This window comes from Clostridium sp. 'White wine YQ' (genome assembly GCF_028728205.1).
In the GTDB taxonomy this organism is placed as follows: domain Bacteria; phylum Bacillota; class Clostridia; order Clostridiales; family Clostridiaceae; genus Clostridium_T.
The window spans coordinates 2,044,346-2,066,816 of the sequence record NZ_JAQYUU010000001.1 but is presented as its reverse complement, the minus strand read 5'-3'; the positions used below and the strand labels follow the sequence as shown (position 1 = coordinate 2,066,816).

General features: G+C 30.4%; 20 protein-coding genes and 1 other annotated feature. Of the genes, 18 read left to right on the top strand and 2 right to left on the bottom strand.

All coding sequences use genetic code 11. The annotated features are described in order from the left end of the window. Nucleotides 1–202: 202 nt before the first annotated feature. Nucleotides 203–3,160 (top strand): ABC transporter substrate binding protein, encoded by a 2,958-nt coding sequence (locus PTZ02_RS10380; protein ID WP_274227709.1) that lies wholly within the window; start codon nucleotides 203–205, stop codon nucleotides 3,158–3,160. Nucleotides 3,161–3,212: 52 nt separating this feature from the next. Here the strand turns inward: PTZ02_RS10380 and aspD are convergent, their stop codons facing one another. Next, nucleotides 3,213–4,850, bottom strand: a complete 1,638-nt coding sequence (gene aspD, locus PTZ02_RS10375) for an aspartate 4-decarboxylase (protein ID WP_274227708.1) — start codon at nucleotides 4,848–4,850, stop codon at nucleotides 3,213–3,215. Nucleotides 4,851–5,074: 224 nt separating this feature from the next. Between aspD and PTZ02_RS10370 the strand changes: the two genes are divergently transcribed. The 6 genes from PTZ02_RS10370 to PTZ02_RS10345 all read left to right on the top strand — a co-directional run bounded on the left by PTZ02_RS10370 (nucleotide 5,075) and on the right by PTZ02_RS10345 (nucleotide 10,211). Then, nucleotides 5,075–6,328, top strand: coding sequence for a metallophosphoesterase family protein (locus PTZ02_RS10370; protein WP_274227707.1), 1,254 nt, complete (start codon nucleotides 5,075–5,077; stop codon nucleotides 6,326–6,328). A gap of 108 nt (nucleotides 6,329–6,436) precedes the next feature. Then, nucleotides 6,437–7,297: a DUF975 family protein gene (locus PTZ02_RS10365; protein ID WP_274227706.1), complete on the top strand. Its 861-nt coding sequence runs from the start codon at nucleotides 6,437–6,439 to the stop codon at nucleotides 7,295–7,297. Nucleotides 7,298–7,738: 441 nt separating this feature from the next. Further along, nucleotides 7,739–8,506, top strand: a complete 768-nt coding sequence (locus PTZ02_RS10360) for a transporter substrate-binding domain-containing protein (RefSeq protein ID WP_274227705.1) — start codon at nucleotides 7,739–7,741, stop codon at nucleotides 8,504–8,506. Nucleotides 8,507–8,524: 18 nt separating this feature from the next. Next, nucleotides 8,525–9,193 (top strand): amino acid ABC transporter permease, encoded by a 669-nt coding sequence (locus PTZ02_RS10355; RefSeq protein WP_274227704.1) that lies wholly within the window; start codon nucleotides 8,525–8,527, stop codon nucleotides 9,191–9,193. After that, nucleotides 9,171–9,893, top strand: coding sequence for an amino acid ABC transporter ATP-binding protein (locus tag PTZ02_RS10350; RefSeq protein WP_274227703.1), 723 nt, complete (start codon nucleotides 9,171–9,173; stop codon nucleotides 9,891–9,893). Before PTZ02_RS10355 ends, PTZ02_RS10350 begins: the two co-directional genes overlap by 23 nt. A gap of 114 nt (nucleotides 9,894–10,007) precedes the next feature. Then, nucleotides 10,008–10,211 carry a hypothetical protein gene (locus tag PTZ02_RS10345; RefSeq protein ID WP_202768245.1) on the top strand — a complete coding sequence of 68 codons (204 nt, stop codon included), beginning with the start codon at nucleotides 10,008–10,010 and terminating at the stop codon, nucleotides 10,209–10,211. 43 nt (nucleotides 10,212–10,254) lie between these two features. On the opposite strand, the gene PTZ02_RS10340 is transcribed toward PTZ02_RS10345, so the two are convergent. Beyond that, nucleotides 10,255–11,706 (bottom strand): DEAD/DEAH box helicase, encoded by a 1,452-nt coding sequence (locus tag PTZ02_RS10340; protein WP_274227702.1) that lies wholly within the window; start codon nucleotides 11,704–11,706, stop codon nucleotides 10,255–10,257. Nucleotides 11,707–11,872: 166 nt separating this feature from the next. Here PTZ02_RS10340 and PTZ02_RS10335 point away from each other — a divergent pair, with 166 nt between their 5' ends. From PTZ02_RS10335 to PTZ02_RS10285, 11 genes are all read left to right on the top strand, one after another. After that, on the top strand, nucleotides 11,873–12,667 hold the full coding sequence (locus PTZ02_RS10335; protein ID WP_274227701.1) for an amino acid ABC transporter substrate-binding protein: 795 nt from the start codon (nucleotides 11,873–11,875) through the stop codon (nucleotides 12,665–12,667). An 8-nt stretch (nucleotides 12,668–12,675) separates the two neighbouring features. Further along, nucleotides 12,676–13,350, top strand: coding sequence for an amino acid ABC transporter permease (locus tag PTZ02_RS10330; protein WP_274227700.1), 675 nt, complete (start codon nucleotides 12,676–12,678; stop codon nucleotides 13,348–13,350). A 12-nt stretch (nucleotides 13,351–13,362) separates the two neighbouring features. Then, nucleotides 13,363–14,103, top strand: coding sequence for an amino acid ABC transporter ATP-binding protein (locus tag PTZ02_RS10325; protein ID WP_274227699.1), 741 nt, complete (start codon nucleotides 13,363–13,365; stop codon nucleotides 14,101–14,103). Between the two features lie 104 nt (nucleotides 14,104–14,207). Further along, entirely contained in the window at nucleotides 14,208–15,116 is a 909-nt protein-coding gene (locus PTZ02_RS10320) for a ribonuclease Z (protein WP_274227698.1), read from the top strand. A gap of 18 nt (nucleotides 15,117–15,134) precedes the next feature. After that, nucleotides 15,135–15,518, top strand: a complete 384-nt coding sequence (locus tag PTZ02_RS10315; RefSeq protein WP_274227697.1) for a YkvA family protein — start codon at nucleotides 15,135–15,137, stop codon at nucleotides 15,516–15,518. A gap of 62 nt (nucleotides 15,519–15,580) precedes the next feature. Next, nucleotides 15,581–15,830, top strand: a binding site (T-box leader). Between the two features lie 61 nt (nucleotides 15,831–15,891). Further along, complete coding sequence (gene trpD / locus PTZ02_RS10310) at nucleotides 15,892–16,905, top strand: anthranilate phosphoribosyltransferase (protein WP_274227696.1); 1,014 nt, start codon at nucleotides 15,892–15,894, stop codon at nucleotides 16,903–16,905. After that, a complete protein-coding gene (gene trpC, locus PTZ02_RS10305; RefSeq protein ID WP_274227695.1) occupies nucleotides 16,898–17,671 on the top strand; it encodes an indole-3-glycerol phosphate synthase TrpC in 774 nt (257 codons plus the stop codon). Before trpD ends, trpC begins: the two co-directional genes overlap by 8 nt. Then, complete coding sequence (locus tag PTZ02_RS10300) at nucleotides 17,671–18,291, top strand: phosphoribosylanthranilate isomerase (protein ID WP_274227694.1); 621 nt, start codon at nucleotides 17,671–17,673, stop codon at nucleotides 18,289–18,291. The genes trpC and PTZ02_RS10300 overlap by 1 nt, the downstream gene beginning before the upstream one ends. Further along, nucleotides 18,281–19,483 carry a tryptophan synthase subunit beta gene (gene trpB / locus PTZ02_RS10295; RefSeq protein WP_274227693.1) on the top strand — a complete coding sequence of 401 codons (1,203 nt, stop codon included), beginning with the start codon at nucleotides 18,281–18,283 and terminating at the stop codon, nucleotides 19,481–19,483. The genes PTZ02_RS10300 and trpB overlap by 11 nt, the downstream gene beginning before the upstream one ends. Further along, nucleotides 19,476–20,246 carry a tryptophan synthase subunit alpha gene (trpA, locus tag PTZ02_RS10290; protein ID WP_274227692.1) on the top strand — a complete coding sequence of 257 codons (771 nt, stop codon included), beginning with the start codon at nucleotides 19,476–19,478 and terminating at the stop codon, nucleotides 20,244–20,246. Before trpB ends, trpA begins: the two co-directional genes overlap by 8 nt. Then, entirely contained in the window at nucleotides 20,243–22,363 is a 2,121-nt protein-coding gene (locus tag PTZ02_RS10285; protein WP_274227691.1) for an anthranilate synthase component I, read from the top strand. The genes trpA and PTZ02_RS10285 overlap by 4 nt, the downstream gene beginning before the upstream one ends. Nucleotides 22,364–22,471 lie beyond the last annotated feature (108 nt).

Here is a 22,471-nt window from a genome sequence, read left to right as displayed (position 1 = left end):
AAAACTGGTGAGTAACTACTAAATAATAATTATTTTTAATAAAAATAGACAAAGAAAATCACCTATAATATAATTAATTATATACATATATAGGGTTTTTTATAGGAAACTTAACTTATTCTTGTTTGATATCAGGCACAATAAGTTATTAGTTGAACTTAAAACACTATATGATTTTATGAAAATTAGGGGTGATATAAATTTGAGAAACGTAGTAAGGGGAAATAAAAAAAGAAATTTTTTAAAGGTTTACATATGTATTTTCTTTGCGGCTTTTTTACTACTTAATTCCACTTATTTTCATAACAAAACATATGCAGCTGAAAGAGAATATAATGTCTTACTAATTAATTCATATGACAGTGCATTTACATGGACTAAAGAAGAAACTTCGGGAATTTTTAAAACACTAAATAATTCAAACATGAATATTAAAACTAATGTTGAGTATATGGACTGGAAGAACTATCCATATGATGAGAATATTGAAAATTTTAAGAATCAATTAAAATATAAATACTCAAATAAAAAGATAGATCTAATTATTACAACTGACGATGCAGCATTAGAATTTGCATTAAAGAACAGAGATGAGATTACAGGAAATGTCCCTATAGTATTTTGTGGAGTATATGGGTATTCAGCAAATTCGTTACTAAGGAGCTATAATAATATAACTGGTGTTTTAGAGAAGATAGATACTAAAGGAACCTTAAGCGCTGCGCTTAAGATTTATCCAGAAACAAAGAAGATATATGTCATTAATGATGATACAGAAAGTGGTCTTTCATCAGTAAGTGAAATAAATCAGTCAGTTAAGGAGCTAAATAAAAATTTAGAGGTTATTTCATTAGATAAAATAAGGATAAGTAATCTTGAGGAAGATTTGCCTAAGAATATTGATAATAGCGTATTTATAATGACCACATTTTCTAGGGACGTAACTGGAAAAACCGTTCAAATAGAAGATATGGCAAGAAAAATAAGCAATATCTTGGACAAGCCACTTTTTCAAGTTTATGGAATGACAAAAGGTTACGGAACAATAGGGGGGAGTTTGCTTAATGGGGAAGACCATGGAAGTAGAGCTGCTTTAATGGTGTTGGATATTTTAAAAGGAAAGTCCACAAATGAAATACCGATTTACGATAAGGTAGATTCTAAAAATATTTTTGATTATAGTGTTATGCAAAAATATAAAATTTCAGGTGGACAACTGCCAGAAAATAGTACAATTATTAATAAACCTTTTTCATTTTATGAAAGTTATAAGACTTTGGTATGGAACGTATTAGCAGTAATTTTATTACTCCTAATGTTGATTACATTTCTAATAATTAATATATTAAGCAGAAGGAAGGCTGAAAAGGAACTTATTCAAAGTAATCAAGAATTATCTGACTTGTATGAAGAATTAGCAACATCTGATGAAGAACTTAGAGCTCAGTATATTGAATTGGAAGAAAATAAAGAAATTATTGAGAAAACCGAGGAAATGTATAGACTTGTTTTTGAAACTAGTAATGATGGATTGTGGGAAATAGATTTAAAGACGAATGAAAGATTTTTTTCAGATAGATGGTATGAGATTTTTGGAATACCAAAAGAAAAGGTAAAGGATATGGAAGATTGGTACAAATTAATACACCCAGAGGATTATGAAACGGCAAAGAAGTGTATTGAGGATATTACCAATGGCTCATGTGAAGTATTTGCTAATGATTTTAGGATTATGGATAATGAAGGAAATTATAAATGGATTCATGGACGTGGAAAAGGTGTTAAGGATGCTAATGGCGTTACATATAGAATTGCTGGATCGCATTCTGATATTCATGACAAAAAAGTTCAAGAAGAGCAGATTAGACGAATGGCTTATTATGATAGTTTGACAGGATTAGTGAATAGAAGCAATTTTGAAATTCAAGTGGCTAATAAGATAAAGGATACAAAAAATAAAAGTGCATTAATATTTATGGATTTAGATAATTTTAAAAATATTAATGATTCCTTTGGACACACCTTAGGAGATGAACTCATTATTCAAGTGGCAAATATCTTAAAAAATATTATCAATGAAAAAGGTATAGTAGGAAGACTTGGAGGAGACGAATTCTTAATTTTATTAACTGACATAAAAGATAATAGTTATGTTGAGAATATGTTGGATGAAATAATAAATAGATTTAATAAAAAGATATTAATTGATGAAGGTTCTATTTCTACATCAGCTAGTTTTGGAATTGCATTGTATCCGACAGATGGGGATAATTTTGAATATTTACTTAAGAATGCAGATACTGCAATGTATAAAGCTAAAGAGTACGGCAAAAGAAAATTTGTGTTTTTTGAACAGTGGATGAATGACGATATTACTGAGATGGTAGTTTTAGAGAATTTGATGAGACAGGCTCTAGTAAACAAGGAGTTTACTTTAAATTTTCAACCTAAATTTTGTTTGAGTAATGATAAAATTCAAGGGTTTGAAGCATTAATTAGGTGGAATAGCCCAAGTGCAGGATTTATTTCACCATTGAAGTTTATACCGCTGGCTGAAAAAACAGGATTGATTGTTCCAATAGGTAGGTGGGTAATAGAGAAAGCTTGCGATTTTTTGAAAACCATGCATTCTATGGGATATGATGAAATAGATGTTTCAATAAATGTATCTGTAATTCAGTTATTACAAGAAGATTTTATACCTATGTTTAAATCAATAATCTTAGAGAAGAACATTGATCCAAGAACTATACATATTGAAATAACTGAGTCAGTACTTATGGAATCAATAGATACAAATATCTATAAAATTGAAGAACTGAAAAAAATGGGAGTAAAGATATATTTAGATGACTTTGGTAAGGGTTATTCATCTTTAACTTACCTAAAGGATATGAATTTTGATGTACTAAAAATTGATAAAGTCTTTATTGACGAAATAAGCGAGAATAAGAATTATCGAGATGGTGATTCAAGTATTGTGGGAACAATTATTAAATTAGCACATCAAATGGGCCTTAAGGTTGTCGCTGAAGGAGTAGAAGTAAAAGAACAGTATGATTATTTAACTCAAAATAAATGCGATTATATTCAAGGTTATTATATATCTAAACCAATTGAACTTTGTAAAATTCAAGAGTTAATGGATAAGTATAAATAGAAAATAAAGATGGGTAACAAGTATTAGTATAGTTGTTAACCATCTTTTTTATTTAATTATTATCTATATCTAAATTCCAGTTTGAAGCTAATTCGTCAAGAATATCGTGAAGTACCTTACCAATTTTGGAATAAGACTCATCGCTTAGATTAGCTAAAGAAATACGTATGGACCATTCTGGTCCTTGGAAGCCACTTCCGCTTAATAAAACGATTGAGGACTCTTCTGCAAGTCTAAAGAGTATATCAACTGGTTTATGATTTTTTTCTAAATAATTAGCAAAGCCTTTTCCATAATTATATGAAGCCCACTCAAGTAAATCAAATTCAGTATAATATGCTGCATCATATGGATCTTCTCTAAGATCTAATCCAAGACTCTTAAATAGAAGCTTTTGTCTATTTCTACAAATATTTTTAGTTAAGTTTTTATATCTATTTTCTTTATCTAATAAAGCAAAAATACAGAAAAAAACCATTTGAACTTGTTGAGGAGTAGAAAGTCCAGCGGTATGATTAAGGGCTACCTGTCTGCTATCAGCAACAATTCTATCTATAAAGGGAATGTCAGAAGGATTTGTAGAAAGTGCACTATATCTTATATTTAATTCCTTCTTAAGTTCCTCAGGTAAGTCTTTTATTAATTTATCAAATACATTATCTTCATGTAGAGCAATTGTGCCTAAGCGCCAACCTGTAACTCCAAAGTATTTAGAAAATGAATAAACACCTATTGTATTATAAGGAAGATCCGCCATTAAGGAACGGAAATTATCAACGAATGTTCCATAAACATCATCAGAGATTATCATTAAGTTAGGATTATCTCTTGTTACTATTTCTTTAATATAATTAACTGATTCAGGATTAATAGCAACGGATGGGGGATTACTTGGATTAACTACAAATAAAGCTTTAATTGATTTATTTGAAAGTTTATTTAGTTCTGATTTAGGGTATTGCCATGTATGCGTACCATCCCTTGTGGTTGCAGTTGCTTTTATGTATTCAATTTTAAAATCATACCTAGGGAGGAGAGGAATCTCTAAATATGGAGTAAATATAGGAACCATTAATGCTATAGTATCTCCTCTAGATAGTAATTCATTTGCGATTAATGAATCAAAGATATAACACATAGCTGCTGTAGCTCCTTCTACTCCAAAAATCTTAAATTTACCAGCGGGTGGTTTATTGTAGCACATTTCCTGCACTAGGTATTCGTGTATGATTTTTTCAGTATGAGTGAGCATTCTATCAGGGCTAGGATAATTATCTCCAATTATTCCATCAGTAAGTTCAAAAATCCAATCATCCTCAGAAAAACCTTCTCGCTTTGCTCCATAATCTATGATACCTTCTAGAAGCTTAATCCCAGGAAGATTATTATTTTCATTTATATATTTTCTTAAACGCTCACCAATTCCTTTTTTTTGTGCCATTCCAGCTAAATCGTTATCTTGCCAAGTTCTTTTACACTCTTCAATAGCAAAATTACCAAAGGTAAAGAATGCTTCCCTAGGAGTAGATGATATCCAATTGGGATTTCCTCTTCCTGCATCTAATAAAGTATGAGCAATTTTTTTCTTTGGTCCATTAGCAAGTGCAATTAGTTTATCTTTAAATTCAAACGGACTGACTTTCCCATAGATTTTTTCAATTTCTTTTCTTTGAATATTAACTGTTTCCATAATATAGTCCTCCAAATACGAAAAAATATATGTTTATTATCTGCTATTTTAAATTTAAAATTCTTGGGGACGGTTAACATTTATTTTGAATAAAAATGTTAACCGTCCCTAAATAATCTTTAACATTAGAACAATAGAAGATTAACATCTCTTGGTTACTATTATCTTAGTTAAAGTATTTTTTTATATTTAAACGAAAAATGATAGTTAAGGAAGTGAAAGGTATGAATTTAGTTTTTGCAGTTATAAGTGATACGCATATAAAAAGTTTAAATTCTAGAGAACATGAAAAACTTAAGGATGCATTAATGTTTATTAACTCTAGGGAGACAAATATTGATGCCTTAGTTATTGCTGGAGATATTACTAATATGGGAACTAAGAGAGCCTATAAGGGTTTTAGAAGTATAATAGATACTTATATTAATAAAACTGTAGAGAAAATCTTGGTAATGGGAAATCATGATTATTTAGGCCTTACAAATATAAAAGGAGCTCAAAAGAGATTTTATGAGAATACTGGAGAAAAAATTCATAGTCATAAGATAATTAAAGGATATCATTTTATTTCTATAAGCACTGAAGGAAGAAGAATTTGTGGAGTTTTTGGTGATTCACTTAAGAGGTGGCTTTCAGAACAACTGAAACTTGCACATGAAAGTGACCCTAAAAAACCAATTTTTTTAACTGTTCATCAAAGTATAAAGGGTACGGTGTATGGTAGCTCAAGTTGGGGTAATGGAGATTTATATGAAATTATAGAGGAATATCCACAAGTAATTGTATTCTCCGGACATTCACATCACCCAACTAATGATGAAAGAGCAATTCACCAGCAGGATTTTACTTCAGTTTCAGTAGGGTCAACAAGTTATGTTCAATTAGAGGGGGAAGGACTCCTTGGAGGAATACCCAGTTTAGCAGAGGAGTTTTCCCAAGGAATAATGGTTAATGTGGAAAATAATCAAGTTAGATTTTCTATACTAGATTTCTCCACTAAGTGTATGTTTAAAGACAAATGGATAATTGATGAACCAAGCGAAAAAAGTAAGTTTAAATATACAGAAAAAAGAGAGAAAAATAGAAGAAGGCCGTACTTTGGTAATACTAGTGCAATTGAAATCAGAAATATTGGATGTAATTGGATTGATATTAAATTCACTCAAGCCAGACACGAAGATTTTGTTCATTCATATATTATTAAAGTAATAGATGTAGAGAAAGAAGTTCTAGTCAAGGAAACTAGAGTTTTTTCTGATTATTATCTTGCCACTCGGAATTTATATTTTGAATTTAGACAAAAGCAGTTGAGACCGAATAGAAAGTATATGATAATAGTAAAAGCAATAGAATCCTTTGGAAATGAAAGTGAAGATTTTCTTTTGCTCTTATTTATAACAAGAGATATACTAATAAAAAAAATATTACAGAAGAGTAAGCCTATTTGGGTAAACAGCGCTTCTGAATTAAATTATTAGAATAAATGTAATATATTGAAAAGTATTCTTTTTATAAGGTATAATGAGTTGGTAATTATAATAATATTAATATTACAGCAATGATAACTTATTAAGGAGGACAATTACTTGGAGAATAGTAAAAAGATAAGTATCAGATACTTGAAAAAGAATGCACTAAAATCATTAAAAGGCAAATGGGGCCTAGCTATAGGTGCAACTGTCTTAGGCGGAATCATAATGTCATTACCTTCATTTATTGTTTCAGCATTTACAACTAATTCATTATTGAAAATGGCAAATGAGTTTGAGCAAAGAGGATATAATTATAACTATAATTATAATTACGATTTTAATTATGATTTTAGTAGAATGTTTCAAGTTCAGGCATCAAATACAGGGCTAATAATGATTTTATCACTTCTAGTTGCTGGTGCAATTAGATTTGGGTTAACTAGATTTAATCTTAATTTAATTAGAGATTCAAAGCCTAGAATTGAGGATATATTCAGTGGATTCAAGAAGTATCTAAAAACTTTTTTGATTAACCTACTCCTATATATATTTAGATTTTTATGGGGATTATTATTGGCACTTCCGATAATTGTATTTGTAATTTTATTTGTAATTAGTGTCATTAAAAATGATGATGTTTCAGTTGCAGCTGTAGTATTACTTTATTTAGGAATATTGGCTTCGGTAATAGTATTACAGATATTCTTATCAAGATATGCAATGGCATTTTATATTTTTAATGATAATGATGAAATTGATGTAATGGATTCGTTGAATATGAGCATTGAACTTATGGTAGGGAAGAAGATAAAGTTCTTTCTAATGCAACTTAGCTTTATAGGCTGGGGCATACTTGCTGTATTGTCATGTGGTATAGGTTTCCTTTGGTTGATACCATATATGAGAGCTACTGAAGCTTGTTTCTATCAAGAAATAACTGGCTATAAAGAAAATGTAGACGTAATAGAACTTTAAAATTAATTAATAATAATAAAAGCTATAGAAAGTATCATCTTGGTACATGTCTATGGCTTTTTTATTTTTAAAAAAATTATATTAATTAAGAATCCTCAAAAAGGTTATTAGGTTGGATTATTTTTTCATGAGTATAAATAAAAAAATGAATTTTTGATATCAATATATGCAATAATTATTTTAAAACCTTCATATTTCATGAATTACAAATAATTACAAATAGCTAGATTTATTAAATTTCTTTAGTTATGTATATCTTCCTAAAGATAGTAATATAGGCAAATTACAAGAAGAATAAAAATTATGAATTTGTTAATATTTATTGTTTGACTATTTGAAGTTTATTAAGTATAATTTTTATATTATGCAATTCATAATATCACATCTTTCAAAAATGGATATTATGAAAGATAAAAAATAGTATCTTAGGGGGTAAAAAATATGATTAAGAAAACTTTATCTATACTTGCAGCGATAACAATCGCAGCATCAATTTTTACAGGATGTGGAAAGAAAAATGATGACACTGCATCTAAGAAATATATCATATCTACAGATGTAACTTTCGCACCATTTGAATTTGAACAAGATGGAAAATACACTGGTATTGATGTGGATCTTTTAGCTGCAATTGCAAAAGATCAAGGATTTGATTATGAATTAAAACCAATGGATTTCAACGGAATTATTCCAGCTTTAACTTCAAATCAAATTGATGCAGCTATCGCAGGTATGAGTATAACTGATGAAAGAAAGAAGTCGGTTGATTTCTCAGAACCATATTTTGAATCAGGGGTTTCAATGGCTGTTGGCGTTGATAATAACTCAATAAAATCACTAGATGATTTAAAAGGAAAAACTGTTGCTGTAAAGAAAGGTACTGCAGGGGCAAAATTTGCAGAAGGACTTAAGGACAAGTACGGTTTAAATATTAAATATTTCGATAACTCACCAAATATGTACCAAGAAGTTGCTAATAAGAATTCTGATGTACTATTTGAAGATTATCCAGTTATAGCTTATAAAATTTCTTTAGATAAAGATAAGCCTACACTAAAAGTAGTTGGTGACAAACAAGATCTTAATTCTTATGGATTTGCTGTAAATAAAGGCAAAAATAAAGAATTATTAGATAAATTTAACGCTGGATTAAAGAAGTTAAAAGAAAATGGAGAATATGACAAAATATTAGCAAAATATTTAAAATAGCAGAAAAGGAGGCTAACTATGGAATTTATGACGTTATTACAAGATAGCTTTCCTAGTTTATTAAGCGGATTACTTGTAACATTAAAAATCACAATTTTTTCTCTAGTATTTGCTTCAATAATCGGTTTGGTGGTTGGATTATTAAACATATCAAGTAATAAAATTCTTAAAAGAATAGCAGTAATATATATAGATATTATTAGAGGTACTCCACTAATAGTTCAGGCATTTTTCATATATTTTGGTATACCAAGTGTTATGGGTATTAGGATTGACCCTGTATTAGCAGGTATTATTGCATTAAGCTTAAATGCAGGTGCATATATGGCTGAAATATTTAGAGCAGGTATACAATCAGTTCATAAAGGACAAATGGAAGCCGCAAGAAGCTTAGGATTAAGTTACGGAAAAGCAATGAGAAAAGTAATCTTACCTCAAGCTATAAGAACAATGATACCTTCAATTATAAATCAGTTCATTATTTCGTTAAAAGATACTTCTATACTATCAGTTATAGGATTAAGGGAATTAACGCAAAGTGGACAAATTATAATAGCTTCAAACTTTAAATCTTTTCAAATATGGTTAATTGTTGGAGTTATGTACTTTATTATAATTACTACAATATCTATAATTTCAAAGAGAATTGAAAGGAGATTAAGCTATGATCACAGTCAAAGGGCTTAAGAAGCACTATGGAAAATTAGAAGTTCTTAAAGGCATTGATCTAGAAGTGAATGAAGGAGAAGTGCTATGTTTGATAGGACCTTCAGGATCAGGTAAGAGTACTCTGTTAAGATGCTTAAACTCCCTAGAGGAAGTAACTGAAGGACATGTTATGATAAATAGCAAAGAAATTACTGGAAAGGGTGTAGATATAAATAAATTAAGAGAAGAAATTGGGATGGTTTTTCAATCTTTTAATTTATTTCCACATCTTAATGTGTTGAAAAATATCACACTTGCGCCAACTGAACTAAATAAGCTTTCTAAAGAAGAGGCGGAAAGCAAGGCTATGGAATTGCTAAGAAAAGTAGGGTTAGAGGAAAAAAGTCATGTTTTCCCTCAAAGTTTATCAGGTGGACAACAACAGAGAGTAGCTATTGCTAGAGCTTTAGCTATGAATCCTAAAATAATGTTGTTTGATGAGCCTACATCAGCATTAGATCCAGAAATGGTTGGTGAAGTTTTAAATGTAATGAAAGAACTAGCAAATGAAGGAATGACGATGGTTGTTGTAACTCACGAAATGGGATTTGCTAGGGAAGTAGGGGATAGAGTAATATTCATGGATGGTGGATACATTGTTGAACAAGGTAAGCCAGAAGAAGTATTTAACAACCCTCAAAATCAAAGAACTATAGATTTCTTAAATAAAGTTTTGTAGAAAAAGAGATGGATTAAACCATCTCTTTTTTATTATAACAAAAACTCTTTTTGTTATAATATCATAGCTATTGCAATCATAGAATATTATTGTAGTAATTTTAAGGGGTTATTTATGATTAAAATAACGATAGGAATAGATGTTAAGAATCCTAAAGAAGTAGCTATGAATCATGGAATACCAGGTTTTATTCCAAATGAATTAATAAAAGGAAAGGTTGAGGATGAAATTAAAAATGAGATTGTCAAAAAGTTAAAGGTAGCAATCTTTGAAGAACTTAGAAGGAATGGGGTTGAATCTAAAATAGATATACGTTAAACAGGAAATGTTAAAGCCATCCATATAATATGGATGGCTTATTTTATGATTTAGCTATTTCTGCTTTAAGATCTTTTCCTTTTATTTTGGAAGTTTGAAGAGACTTTAAAACTTTAGAACCTTTTCCATTTAAAATATCTACATATGAAACATTCTCTTGGACATCAATTATTCCAATGTCATCTATTGATACATCAGGAATTTTACATAAGGCGCCAACTATGTCTCCAGGACGGATTTTTTTCTTTTTGCCTCCATTTAAGTAGATTTTTGTAATACCAGCTTTAACTTCTTTTTTATTTCTAGTTGTTATATTTTTAAAGCTTTCATTTTTTAATTTAAAGGATTCCTTATTAGGAAGGAAATCCTCTTTTGCAGGTGGGGTTAACTTTGGAATTTCATAATTTATATATTCTTCAAGTTCTTTTAAAAATCTATCTTCATATGGAGTAACAAAGGTTAAAGCTCTTCCTGTATTACCCGCCCTTCCAGTTCTACCTATTCTATGTACATATTTTTCTTTTTCCATAGGAATATCATAATTTATTACTAAAGAAATCTTCTCTACATCTATTCCCCTAGCTGCGATGTCTGTAGCTACCAAAAATCTATAACTACCAGCTTTAAAATCCTCTAAGGTTTTAATTCTATCTTTTTGAAGCATACCACCATGAAGCTCTTTAACTGGATATGTTTTATTCTTTAATTTAGAATAGACTTCGCTTACTTTATCTTGAGTGCCACAAAATAAAATAGCACTATCAGGGTTTTCTTTAAGAAGAACTTTTTCAAGTAAAGAAAATTTATCAGTTTCTTTTACTAAATAATAGCCCTGATTAATTCTATCAATCTTTGATCCTTCTGGCTTAATTTCAATAAGTTTAGGATTATTCATATACTTAGTATATACTTCCTTAATTTTATCTGGCATTGTAGCTGAAAATAGCATATTAATTCTGTTTTTAGGAAGTGAGGATAGAATCTCTTCAACCTGTTCTAAAAATCCCATATTAAGCATTTCATCAGCTTCATCTAGAACTAAAAACGAAATGTCATCAGTTACTAAAGTTCCTCTATTTATATGATCTATTATACGACCTGGAGTTCCGACAACTATATGAACTCTTTGTTTAAGTTCATTTATTTGTGTAGTGAAGGGTTGCTTTCCAAATATGGCTGAAGCTCTTATCTTTTTATAACGACCAATGTTGCTAATATCTTCTTTTACTTGAATAGCAAGCTCTCTTGTAGGAGTTAGAACTAATGCTTTAGGATTTTTAATTTCTGTATCAATTAAGTTGCATAGAGGAATAGCGAAAGCAGCAGTTTTACCACTACCAGTTTCCGCTTTAACAACGATGTCTTGTTTTTTTAAAGCTAGTGGAATAACCTCTTGCTGTACTTTTGATGGATGCATATAAGATAGCTCATTAAGGGCTTTTAAAATTTCATCTTTTATACTGTAGTTTTTAAAATCTAATATATCATTATTCAATGTAATCACCTTTTCTATAGTTTTAATTCGTCACTCTATATTATCACTAGTTTTTATGAAAATAAATACTTTTTAACAAAATCTAATTGACAGAGAAAAGTATAGATGGTATTATAAATTAAAACATAGTAAATCTATATGAATATTAGGAATAGGGGAGAAAAGTATGAAAAAAATAGCTTTATTAATTGGAACTATATTAATCGCGTCAGTAGGTTTAGTTGCTTGTTCATCAAAAAGCAATGAAGCGAAATCAAATAACTTATTAGATACTATTAAAAAAGAGGGTGTAATTAAAATAGGAACAGAAGGTACTTATGCACCTTACACTTTCCATGATAGTACAGGTAAGCTTACTGGATTTGATGTTGAAATAGCTCAAGAAATTGCTAAAAGAATTGGTGTAAAGCCAGAATTCGTTGAAACAAAATGGGATGGAATGCTTGCAGGACTTGATGCAAAAAGATTTGATATTGTTGTAAATGAAGTTGGAATTAATGATGAAAGAAAACAAAAATATGATTTTTCTGATCCATATGTAACTTCAAAAGCGTTATTAATAGTAAAGGGTGATAATACATCAATAAAATCTTTTGATGACCTTAAAGGTAAGAAAGCAGCTCAAACATTAACAAGTAACTTTGGTAAACTTGCTAAAGCAAGCGGAGCTGATATAGTAGAAGCTGATGGATTTAATCAATCGATCGATTTATTAACTTCAGGTAGAGTAGATGCTACTATAAATGATAGTTTATCTTACTATGACTTAAAGAAACAAAAACCAGACCTTCAAGTAAAAATAGCAGCAGAATATAAAGATGCTGATCAAAGTGCAGTTTTAATAAACAAGGGAAACAAAGAATTAGTAGATGCAGTAAACAAAGCTTTAGCAGATATGAAGAGTGATGGTACTTACTTAGAAATATCTAAAAAGTACTTTAATGAAGATGTATCTAAATAGGCATAATTATGAACTTAGATGCTAGAATAATTCAGATTCTTACAGATTCATTTTGGCCAATATTAAAGGCAGGTTTGGTTTTTACCATACCTGTCACTATTGTTTCCTTTGCATTAGGTTTAATTGTTGCTCTTTTGACTGCACTAGCAAGAATTTCAAATATTAAAATACTTAGTGCCATAGCTAGATTTTATGTGTGGATTATTAGAGGAACCCCACTATTAGTTCAATTATTTATAATATTTTATGGATTGCCAAATGCCGGAATAACTCTTGATCCGTTACCTTCAGCAATTATAGCATTCACTTTAAGTGTAGGAGCTTATAATTCAGAAGTAATTAGAGCGGCAATATTATCAATTCCAAAGGGGCAATGGGAATCAGCATTCTCTATAGGAATGACTAAAACACAAGCCATAAGAAGGATAATTTTACCGCAGGCAGCTAGGGTTTCAGTTCCACCACTTTCTAATTCATTTATTAGTTTAGTAAAGGACACTTCACTAGCAGCAACGATTACCTTAACTGAAATGTTTCAGGTGGCTCAAAGAGTTACAGCAACAACTTATGAACCATTATGGCTTTATAGTGAAGCAGCAGTAATATACCTTATATTCTGTACTATACTTTCAGCTATTCAAAAAAGACTTGAAACAAAACTTGATAGATTTGTTGCAAAATAATGGAGGTAGAAAATGATTAATGTTAAAAATTTAGATAAGGCATTTGGGAATAATCATATATTGAAATCCGTTAATTTGCAGGTAAATGAAGGTGAAACAACTGTAATAATAGGACCTTCAGGTTCAGGAAAAACTACACTTCTTCGTTGTATGAATTTACTTGAGATTCCTAATGACGGAGAAATAACTCTTGGAGAAGTTACTTTAGGATTTTCAAATAATAAAAAGTTAACTGAAAAAGAAATTATTTCATTGCGTAAACAAACAGGAATGGTATTTCAAGGCTTTAATTTATTCCCTCATATGACAGTTATTAATAACATTATGGAAGGACAAGTTACTGTTCTAAAAAGAAGTAAGGAAGAAGCAAAAAAGAAAGCTGAGATTCTTTTAGAAAAGGTTGGACTCGCGGAAAAGGCCAACAGCTATCCTTATGAATTATCTGGAGGACAGCAGCAAAGAGTTGCAATAGCTAGAGCAATGGCCATGGATCCTAAAATATTACTTTTTGATGAGCCGACTTCAGCATTAGACCCCGAGCTTGAAGCAGAAGTCTTAAAAGTAATTAAAGAACTGGCTAAAGAAGGTATGACAATGATTGTTGTTACTCATAATATGAATTTTGCTAGAGATGTAGCAAATAAAGTAGTTTTTATGGAAGAAGGAATAATAATTCAAGAAGGCACCCCAGGAGAAATATTTAATCACACTGAAAATGATAGAATGAAAAGATTTTTAAATATAGTTGGTTAAGAGGAAGGCTAGATATTAGTCTTCCTTTTTTGATTTATATTTTTCTTTTGGTGTAAAATAATAATTATAGGGTTTTAATTTCAATTAATATTGGAGGTGGTTTTATGGTGGAACTAGCTTTATTAGGAACAGGTGGTGGTATGCCTATGCCATCAAGATTTCTATCAGCCGTATTAATTAATTATTCAGGTAGAAAGATATTAGTTGATGTTGGTGAAGGGACTCAAGTATCAATGAGAATATTAGGATGGGGATTTAAAAGTGTAGATGTTATATGCATAACACATGGACATGGAGATCATATAGTTGGATTACCTGGACTTTTAGCTACAATAGGTAATAGTGGAAGAACAGAGCCACTTACAATAATTGGCCCTAAGGGAATAGAACTAATAATTACAGGGTTAAGAGTTATAGTGCCATATTTACCCTATGAAATAGAAATAATAGAGGATCCTAAAGAAACAATTGATTTATTTAAAAATAATCCTATTAATATAGAGACGATAGAACTTGACCATTCAGCACCATGTCTAGGGTACAAATTCTATATTAAAAGAAATGCAAAGTTTGATGTAGAGAAAGCCATGAAAAATAATGTTCCTAAGCATTTTTGGAACATTCTTCAAAAAGGAAATGTATGTGAGGAAGAGGGAAATATATATTTACCAGAAATGGTTATGGGTGAAGAAAGGAATGGAATTAAAGTTAGTGTAATTACAGATACAAGACCAATAGAAGAAATAAAAAAGTTTATAGAGAATAGTGCACTTTTCATTTGTGAAGGGACTTATGGAGATGAAGATGATTTACCCAAGGCTATAAAAAATAAGCATATGACTTTTAGTGAAGCAGCTACATTAGCGAAAGAAGGAAATGTAAAAGAATTATTACTAACACATTTCTCGCCAGCTATGAATGAGCCTAATATTTATGTGGAGAATGCAAGAAAAATATTTTATAATACTACTATTGGATACGATAGAATGATAAAAAGTTTAGCCTTTGAATAGTTAATAGGAGATAAGTAATTGAGAAAAGTAATAAATAAACTTAAATCAGAAGCTAGTAAAATGAAAAAAGAAGTAACTGCACTTATTATTGCATACAAGAGAAATGATGTGCCTTTAATAGCAAAAATTTTAGCAATTATTATAGTTGCTTATGCAGTTAGCCCAATAGATTTAATTCCAGACTTTATTCCTGTACTGGGTTATTTAGATGATATTATACTGATTCCTTTAGGAATTACTTTGGTTTTGAAATTAATACCTAGAGAAATAATGGAAGAGTGTAGAGAAGAGGCAAAAAAAGAAATAGATAAAAAGAGTAAAATTGGAATGTTAGGAGTCATATTAACTTTAGCAGTATGGGCAGTAGTAGCATTTACTATCATAAAAGCATATTTTAAATAAATGAATAAAAACATTGACAAAGTAAATAAGTGGGAATATTATATTATTAACAATTGAATAGAGATAAATCTATGAGTAAGAGTAGTAGCTTAAAAAGAAGTTTTCAGAGAGTAAGTGGTTGGTGTGAACTTACAGCAGATTTTTTTGTGAATGGACTTACGAGAGTGAGCTGAAATTTTAGTATGCAATACGTTTTCCTACGTTACAGGGATAGGATATGAAAGTATCTGATAATGAGATGGTATAATTATATCTATTTTTATATAGATTTTTATACTAACTGAGGTGGCAACGCGATAATTCGCCCTCTACAGAAATAATTTTTCTGTAGAGGGCTTTTTTATTTTTATATTTTAACAAAGGGGGCTATTTTATGGATTTTAAAAATTATTTATTAAGAGTAGCATCAGGGGAAAGTCTTAATAAAACTGAAGCTAAAGAAGCCGTGAATTATATGTTTTCTGAAGATTCTACAGAAGGAGAGATTGGGGGATTTCTTTTAGCTCTAAAAACAAAAGGTGAAAGTTATGAAGAGATAGCAGGAATGGCAGAAGGCATGAGAGAAAATGCATTGAAATTTAAAGAGATGAAAGGGTTATTTGACAATTGTGGAACAGGCGGTGACTGTAGCGGTACCTTTAATATTTCAACAACTAATAGTTTCTTACTAGCTGCTGCAGGGGTTAAGGTAGCTAAGCATGGTAATAGATCCATCTCATCTAAAAGTGGATCAGCTGATTTATTAAAGTCTCTTGGGGTTAACATTAATTTGCCGAAAGAAGGTATTGAAAAGCTACTAGAGGATATTGGAATTGTTTTTATTTTTGCACCGAATATGCAACCTAAATTCAAAAAGATTATGCAAGTTAGAAGAGATTTGAAGATACCAACTGTATTCAATATATTAGGTCCTTTAGCAAATCCATTTATACTAGAATCTCAATTGTTAGGAGTATATAAAAAGGAACTAATAAAGCCTATAGCTGAGGCATTAAAATCAATGGGGAGAACTGGAATTGTAGTAAATGGCGAGGATAGATTAGATGAAGGGACGTTAACAGGAGAAACCTATTTAGGAATAATATCAAAGGATTCAATTGAATATAGAACAATTACACCTGAAAGCTTAGGTTTTAAGAGAATAAGCTTAGAGGATATTAAAGGAGGAGAGCCCGAATTTAATAAGTTAATTTCATTAGATGTATTAAGCGGTAAAAAGGGTCCATGCAGAGATACAGTAGTTTTTAATGGGGCATTAGGTTTATTAGCAGCAAATAAAGTATCTAGCATAGAAGAAGGAATTTCACTATCAGAAGAGCTTATTGATTCTAAAAAAGCATTGATTAAGCTTAATGAACTAATTGAGGGGAGCCAGAAATATGCATAATATCTTAATGGAGATTATATCAAAGAAAAGAGAAGATTTAAAACTTTTAAATAGAGAAGATATTCATGCAAAGGCTATGGAATTAAAAGATAGGAAAGGAGTTTCATTAAGAGAGTGTTTATTAAAATCAAGTTCAATAGGAGTTATAGCAGAAATAAAAAAGGCTTCACCATCAAAAGGAAATTTAAATTTAGATTTAAATGTTGAAGAAACAGCTAAGCTTTATGAAGAGAGTGGGGCTTCGGGAGTATCTGTTTTAACTGAAGAAAGATATTTTAAGGGTAGCTATAGTGATTTGGAAAAAGCAAGAAAGATATTAACAATTCCTATTCTAAATAAAGATTTTTTTGTGGATAAAATTCAAATTGATCTTTGCAAGATATATGGTGGGGATGTGATTTTATTAATCCTTAAGGCACTAACTCAAGATGAAGCTAAGGAAATGCTTGAGTATGCACACTATATGAATTTAGAAGTGTTAATGGAAGTCCATGATGAAGAAGAATTGTTTAGGGCAAAGGAACTTAGGCCAGATATTATTGGAATAAATAATAGAAACCTAGAAACTTTTAATGTAACCTTAGATACTACAATAAATTTATCAAACAATATTGGAGAGGAAGAACTCATTATATCTGAAAGTGGTATAAAAACCAAAGAGGATGTGGAAAAACTTAAAGCTCATGGAGTAAAGGGAATATTAGTAGGTGAAACTTTTGTAACATCAAGCAACTTAAAAGAAACCTTTAAGGAGCTAAAATTATAATGGTTAAGATAAAAATTTGTGGGATAAGAGATGAAGAAACAGCAAAATTTACTGAGGATTTAGGGGTAGATGCATTAGGTTTTATACTCTGTCCCTCCAAAAGAAGAATTGAAATAAAAGAGTTAAAAGAAATTACTAAAAGTTTAAAATCAGATGTTGATAAAGTTGGGGTTTTTGTAAATCAATCAGAGGATTATATAAAGGAAGCTTACTATGATGGCAGCTTAACCATGGTTCAACTACACGGAGAGGAAGATGAAGGCTTTATAAAAAGGTTACCTTTCACAGTTATTAAAGCATTTAATGTTGAAAATCTTGAAGAAATAAAAAGAGCATTAGCATTTGAAGTACCATACATTCTTTTGGAGGGGAAAGGAAATGAAAGAGGAGGAAATGGGAATAGTTTTTCATGGGAACTACTTGGAACACTTTCTAAAGAAGAAAGAAACAGAATAATTCTTGCTGGGGGATTAAATGCAGGAAATGTACAGGAAGCAATAAGTTTAGCTAATCCTTATATGGTGGATGCATCTTCAAGTTTAGAAGTTGATGGAGTTAAAAATAAGGATAAAATAGAGGGGTTTATAAATAAAATAAGGGGGCTTAAATATGAAATATAATTTACCAGATGAAAAAGGACATTTTAGTATATATGGGGGACGATTTGTAGGGGAGACGTTAATAGAACCATTAAGAGAGCTAGAAGGATATTACAATGAAGCTATAAGTGATGAGAATTTTAAAAAAGAACTTGATTATTACCTGAAAAATTATGTGGGAAGAGAAACTCCTTTATATTTTGCTGAAAGGCTAACCGAATATTGTGGAGGAGCTAAAATCTATTTAAAAAGAGAAGATTTAAATCATACTGGAGCTCATAAAATTAACAATACATTAGGGCAAGCCCTTTTAGCATTAAGAATGGGGAAAAAGAAAGTAGTTGCCGAAACTGGGGCAGGTCAGCATGGAGTTGCAACCGCAACAATTGCTGCAATGTTTAATCTAAAATGCATTGTTTTTATGGGGGCAGAGGATGTAAAAAGACAAGCATTAAATGTATTTAGAATGAAACTATTAGGAGCAGAGGTTGTATCGGTTCATAGCGGAAACAAAACGCTAAAAGATGCATGCAATGAGGCATTAAGATATTGGGCTGAAAATGTAGAGGATACAAATTATATTTTAGGTTCAGCGTTAGGACCTCATCCATATCCAAGAATGGTAAGAGATTTTCAAAGTGTAATAGGTAAAGAGACAAAAGAACAAATATTAAAAGTAGAAGGAAGACTTCCAGATTCAATAGTAGCTTGCGTCGGTGGAGGAAGTAATTCAATAGGAATGTTTTATCCATTTATTGAAGATAAAGAGGTTGAACTTATAGGAGTTGAGGCTGGAGGATTGGGAATCGAAACGGGTGAACATGCAGCGACAATTGCAAAAGGGGAAAAAGGTATACTTCATGGAGCACTTATGTATCTTTTGCAAGATGAAGATGGCCAGGTGATTGAACCATATTCTATTTCGGCAGGATTAGATTACCCAGGAGTTGGACCTGAACATTGCTATTTAAATGATATAAAAAGAGCTAAATACTATCCAATTAATGATGATGAAGCACTTAAGAGTTTTGAATTGCTTTCAAAACTTGAAGGAATAATTCCAGCCTTAGAGTCTGCTCATGCGGTAGCATATGCCTTGAAGAAAGCAAAAGAAATGAGTAAGGACGAAATTTTAGTTGTTTGTCTCTCTGGAAGAGGAGATAAAGATGTTGAGAGAGTAAGTGAGCTTTTTGGGGGTGCAGGTAATGAGTAATTTAGGAGAACTTTTAAAAGAGAAGATTAATAATGGTGAGAAAGCATTCATTCCTTATATTATGGTCGGAGAGGATGGTTTAGACAGAAGCTATAACGATATATTGTTTTTTGAAGAAGCTGGAGCGACATTGATTGAATTAGGAATTCCTTTTTCAGATCCAACTTCAGATGGAAAGGTAATTCAGGAAAGTGGTATAAAAGCATTAAAGAATGGAGTAAATGTTGATAAAGTATTTGAGTTAATTAAAAGAGTAAGGGAAGTATCTAATATACCTTTAGTCATAATGAGTTATATTAATCCAATATTTAAGTATGGATTAGAAGAATTTTTTAAAACCTCAAAGGAAGTAAACCTTCAAGGAGTTATTTTGCCAGATGTGCCTATAGAAGAAAAAGACTTTATAGAAGAATACATTAATAAATATGAAATAGCCTATATACCTTTATATTCTCCAACAACTCCAAAATCAAGAGTGAAAGATTTATGTTCAAATGGAGAAGGTTTTTTATATGTTGTAACCTCACTTGGAGTAACAGGAGAAAAAGAAATAGATAAAAAGGCGTTAGAAGAAGAATTTAATTTGATAAGAAAAGAAGCCACATTACCTTTAATGGCTGGCTTTGGAATAAGTAGTAAGGAAGATGTGAAAGAGATTATTAAATATGCTGATGGGGTTATTGTAGGGACTAAGATTATAAAATTACTACGAGAAAATGATTATAATACTTTAGATGAACTTATAAAGGCATCAAAATCATGATGGAAAGAATTGAGGAACAGTATATAACTCCTAGCAATATTGAAATTACTACTTATAAAGAAGAATTAGAATTTAAGGATTTAAGCTTTTTAGAAGAAGAGATTAATACAAATAAAGGGGCTTTATTTTCATCTAACTATGAATATCCCAATAGATATTCAAGATGGGAAGCAGCAGTAGTTAATCCTTATTTAGAGATAAGAGCTTCAGGGTTAAAAGGGGAAATTACAGCACTTAATTTAGGTGGGAAAGAGTTATTAAAGATTGTATATGAAATGATTTGTAATATAAGCGGAATATCCTTAATGAAAGAAGAAGAGAAAATCTTATTCAACATTGAAAAAGATAATAGGGTATATAAAGAAGAAGAGAGAAGTAAAAAAAGAAGTATATTTACCTTAATTAGAAGTTTAATGAATGCATTTAAAACTTCTGATCCATGGATTGGTTTATATGGGGCTTTTGGATATGATTTAGTTTTTCAATTTGAAGATGATATAGAATTAGTTAAATCAAGAGATGATTCAGAAGATTTAGTGTTATATCTCCCTCAGAAAATATATATAAAAGATAATAAATTAACTAAGACATATTTTATTAATTATGATTTCTCATATGAAGGAATTTCAACTAAGAATAAAATGGGGACCGTTAACAATAAACTTAACTTAAATAAATCATTAAATGAAGAATATATAAAAGAAGGAGATTATGAAAAGATAGTTACTCTAGCAAAGGAAAGCTTTAGAAGAGGGGATTTGTTTGAGGTAGTACCTTCTTATTCAATGGTTAGAGAAACTAAGTTATCTCCCCAAAAGATATATCATAATCTGAAGAATATAAATCCAAGCCCTTATAATTTCTTTATTAACTTGGGCGGAGAATATTTAATAGGGTCTTCTCCGGAAATGTTTGTAAGAGTTGAGGATAATAAAGTTGAAACTTGTCCAATAAGTGGAACAATAAAAAGAGGGGCTAATCCAATAGAAGATAGTGAACAAATTAAAAAGTTAATTAATTCATTAAAAGATGAAGAAGAGTTAACTATGTGTACAGATGTTGATAGAAATGATAAAAGCAGAGTATGTAAAGAAGGGACAGTTAAAGTTTTAAGCAGAAGAACAATTGAGATGTATTCACATCTGATTCATACTGTGGACCATGTAGAAGGAATTCTAAATGAGGGATATGATTCTTTAGATGCTTTTTTAACTCATATGTGGGCAGTAACCTTAACTGGAGCTCCAAAGAAAAGGGCGATTGAATGGATAGAGAGAGTTGAGAAAGATAGACGAAATTGGTATGGGGGAGCAGTAGGGTTTATTAAGTTCAATGGAGACCTAAATACAGGTATTACTTTAAGAACCTTAAGGTATATAGAGAATAAGGTTGAAATTAGAGTTGGGGCGACCTTATTAAATAATTCAATTGAAAAGGATGAAGAGATAGAAACTAAAGTAAAAGCTCTCGCAATGCTTAAAAGTTTAGAGTTCCAAGAGGATAAAAAGTCACAAAAAATGTTAACCGTCCCCTTTAAAGATAAGAAAGCACTAATTATTGATCACGATGATTCCTTTGTGCATACCTTAGGAAATTATATTAAAACCTTAGGCTTTAATGTAACTACCTTTAGGGGGAAAGAAGCAAGAAAAAGTTTAAGAGAAAATGATTATGATGTTGTGATTTTGTCACCAGGGCCAGGAACACCAAAGGAGTTTAAGCTTAGTGAAAGTATAAAATTAGCGCTAGAAAAAAGAATACCAATACTAGGAGTATGCTTAGGTTTGCAAGGAATTGTTGAGTACTTTGGAGGGACTTTAGATTATGTGGAAAAACCGAGACATGGAAGGAAGATGAGGGTAATAAAGCATAAAGAAGCTCCATGGCCATCAATAAAGGATGAATTTAAAGTTGGGCTATATCATTCTATATATGGAAAGACAATTGGAAATGAGCTTATTAATATATGCGAAGATGAAGAAGGTATACTTATGGGAGTAATGCACAGATCACATAAAATATTAGCAGTTCAATTCCATCCTGAAAGTATACTTACAATTGAAGAGGGGAATGGTATTAACTTATTAAGAGATAGTTTTGAATTCCTTTTAGAATAATATAAATAAAAAAAGATAGCTTACTTGCTATCTTTTTTTATTTATAAAGTTATTTTCATATTTTAAAAATTTTTGATTAAATTAAGTGATATAGTTTATATAGAATTT

Excerpts from the sequence above, each read along its gene's own strand:
- aspD (WP_274227708.1), bottom strand. The coding sequence starts at position 4,850 with ATGGAAACAGTTAATATTCAAAGAAAAGAAATTGAAAAAATCTATGGG.
- PTZ02_RS10370 (WP_274227707.1), top strand. The coding sequence starts at position 5,075 with ATGAATTTAGTTTTTGCAGTTATAAGTGATACGCATATAAAAAGTTTA.
- PTZ02_RS10360 (WP_274227705.1), top strand. The coding sequence starts at position 7,739 with ATGATTAAGAAAACTTTATCTATACTTGCAGCGATAACAATCGCAGCA.
- PTZ02_RS10355 (WP_274227704.1), top strand. The coding sequence starts at position 8,525 with ATGGAATTTATGACGTTATTACAAGATAGCTTTCCTAGTTTATTAAGC.
- PTZ02_RS10350 (WP_274227703.1), top strand. The coding sequence starts at position 9,171 with ATGATCACAGTCAAAGGGCTTAAGAAGCACTATGGAAAATTAGAAGTT.
- PTZ02_RS10345 (WP_202768245.1), top strand. The coding sequence starts at position 10,008 with ATGATTAAAATAACGATAGGAATAGATGTTAAGAATCCTAAAGAAGTA.
- PTZ02_RS10335 (WP_274227701.1), top strand. The coding sequence starts at position 11,873 with ATGAAAAAAATAGCTTTATTAATTGGAACTATATTAATCGCGTCAGTA.
- PTZ02_RS10330 (WP_274227700.1), top strand. The coding sequence starts at position 12,676 with ATGAACTTAGATGCTAGAATAATTCAGATTCTTACAGATTCATTTTGG.
- PTZ02_RS10325 (WP_274227699.1), top strand. The coding sequence starts at position 13,363 with ATGATTAATGTTAAAAATTTAGATAAGGCATTTGGGAATAATCATATA.
- PTZ02_RS10320 (WP_274227698.1), top strand. The coding sequence starts at position 14,208 with ATGGTGGAACTAGCTTTATTAGGAACAGGTGGTGGTATGCCTATGCCA.
- trpD (WP_274227696.1), top strand. The coding sequence starts at position 15,892 with ATGGATTTTAAAAATTATTTATTAAGAGTAGCATCAGGGGAAAGTCTT.
- trpC (WP_274227695.1), top strand. The coding sequence starts at position 16,898 with ATGCATAATATCTTAATGGAGATTATATCAAAGAAAAGAGAAGATTTA.
- PTZ02_RS10300 (WP_274227694.1), top strand. The coding sequence starts at position 17,671 with ATGGTTAAGATAAAAATTTGTGGGATAAGAGATGAAGAAACAGCAAAA.
- trpB (WP_274227693.1), top strand. The coding sequence starts at position 18,281 with ATGAAATATAATTTACCAGATGAAAAAGGACATTTTAGTATATATGGG.
- trpA (WP_274227692.1), top strand. The coding sequence starts at position 19,476 with ATGAGTAATTTAGGAGAACTTTTAAAAGAGAAGATTAATAATGGTGAG.
- PTZ02_RS10285 (WP_274227691.1), top strand. The coding sequence starts at position 20,243 with ATGATGGAAAGAATTGAGGAACAGTATATAACTCCTAGCAATATTGAA.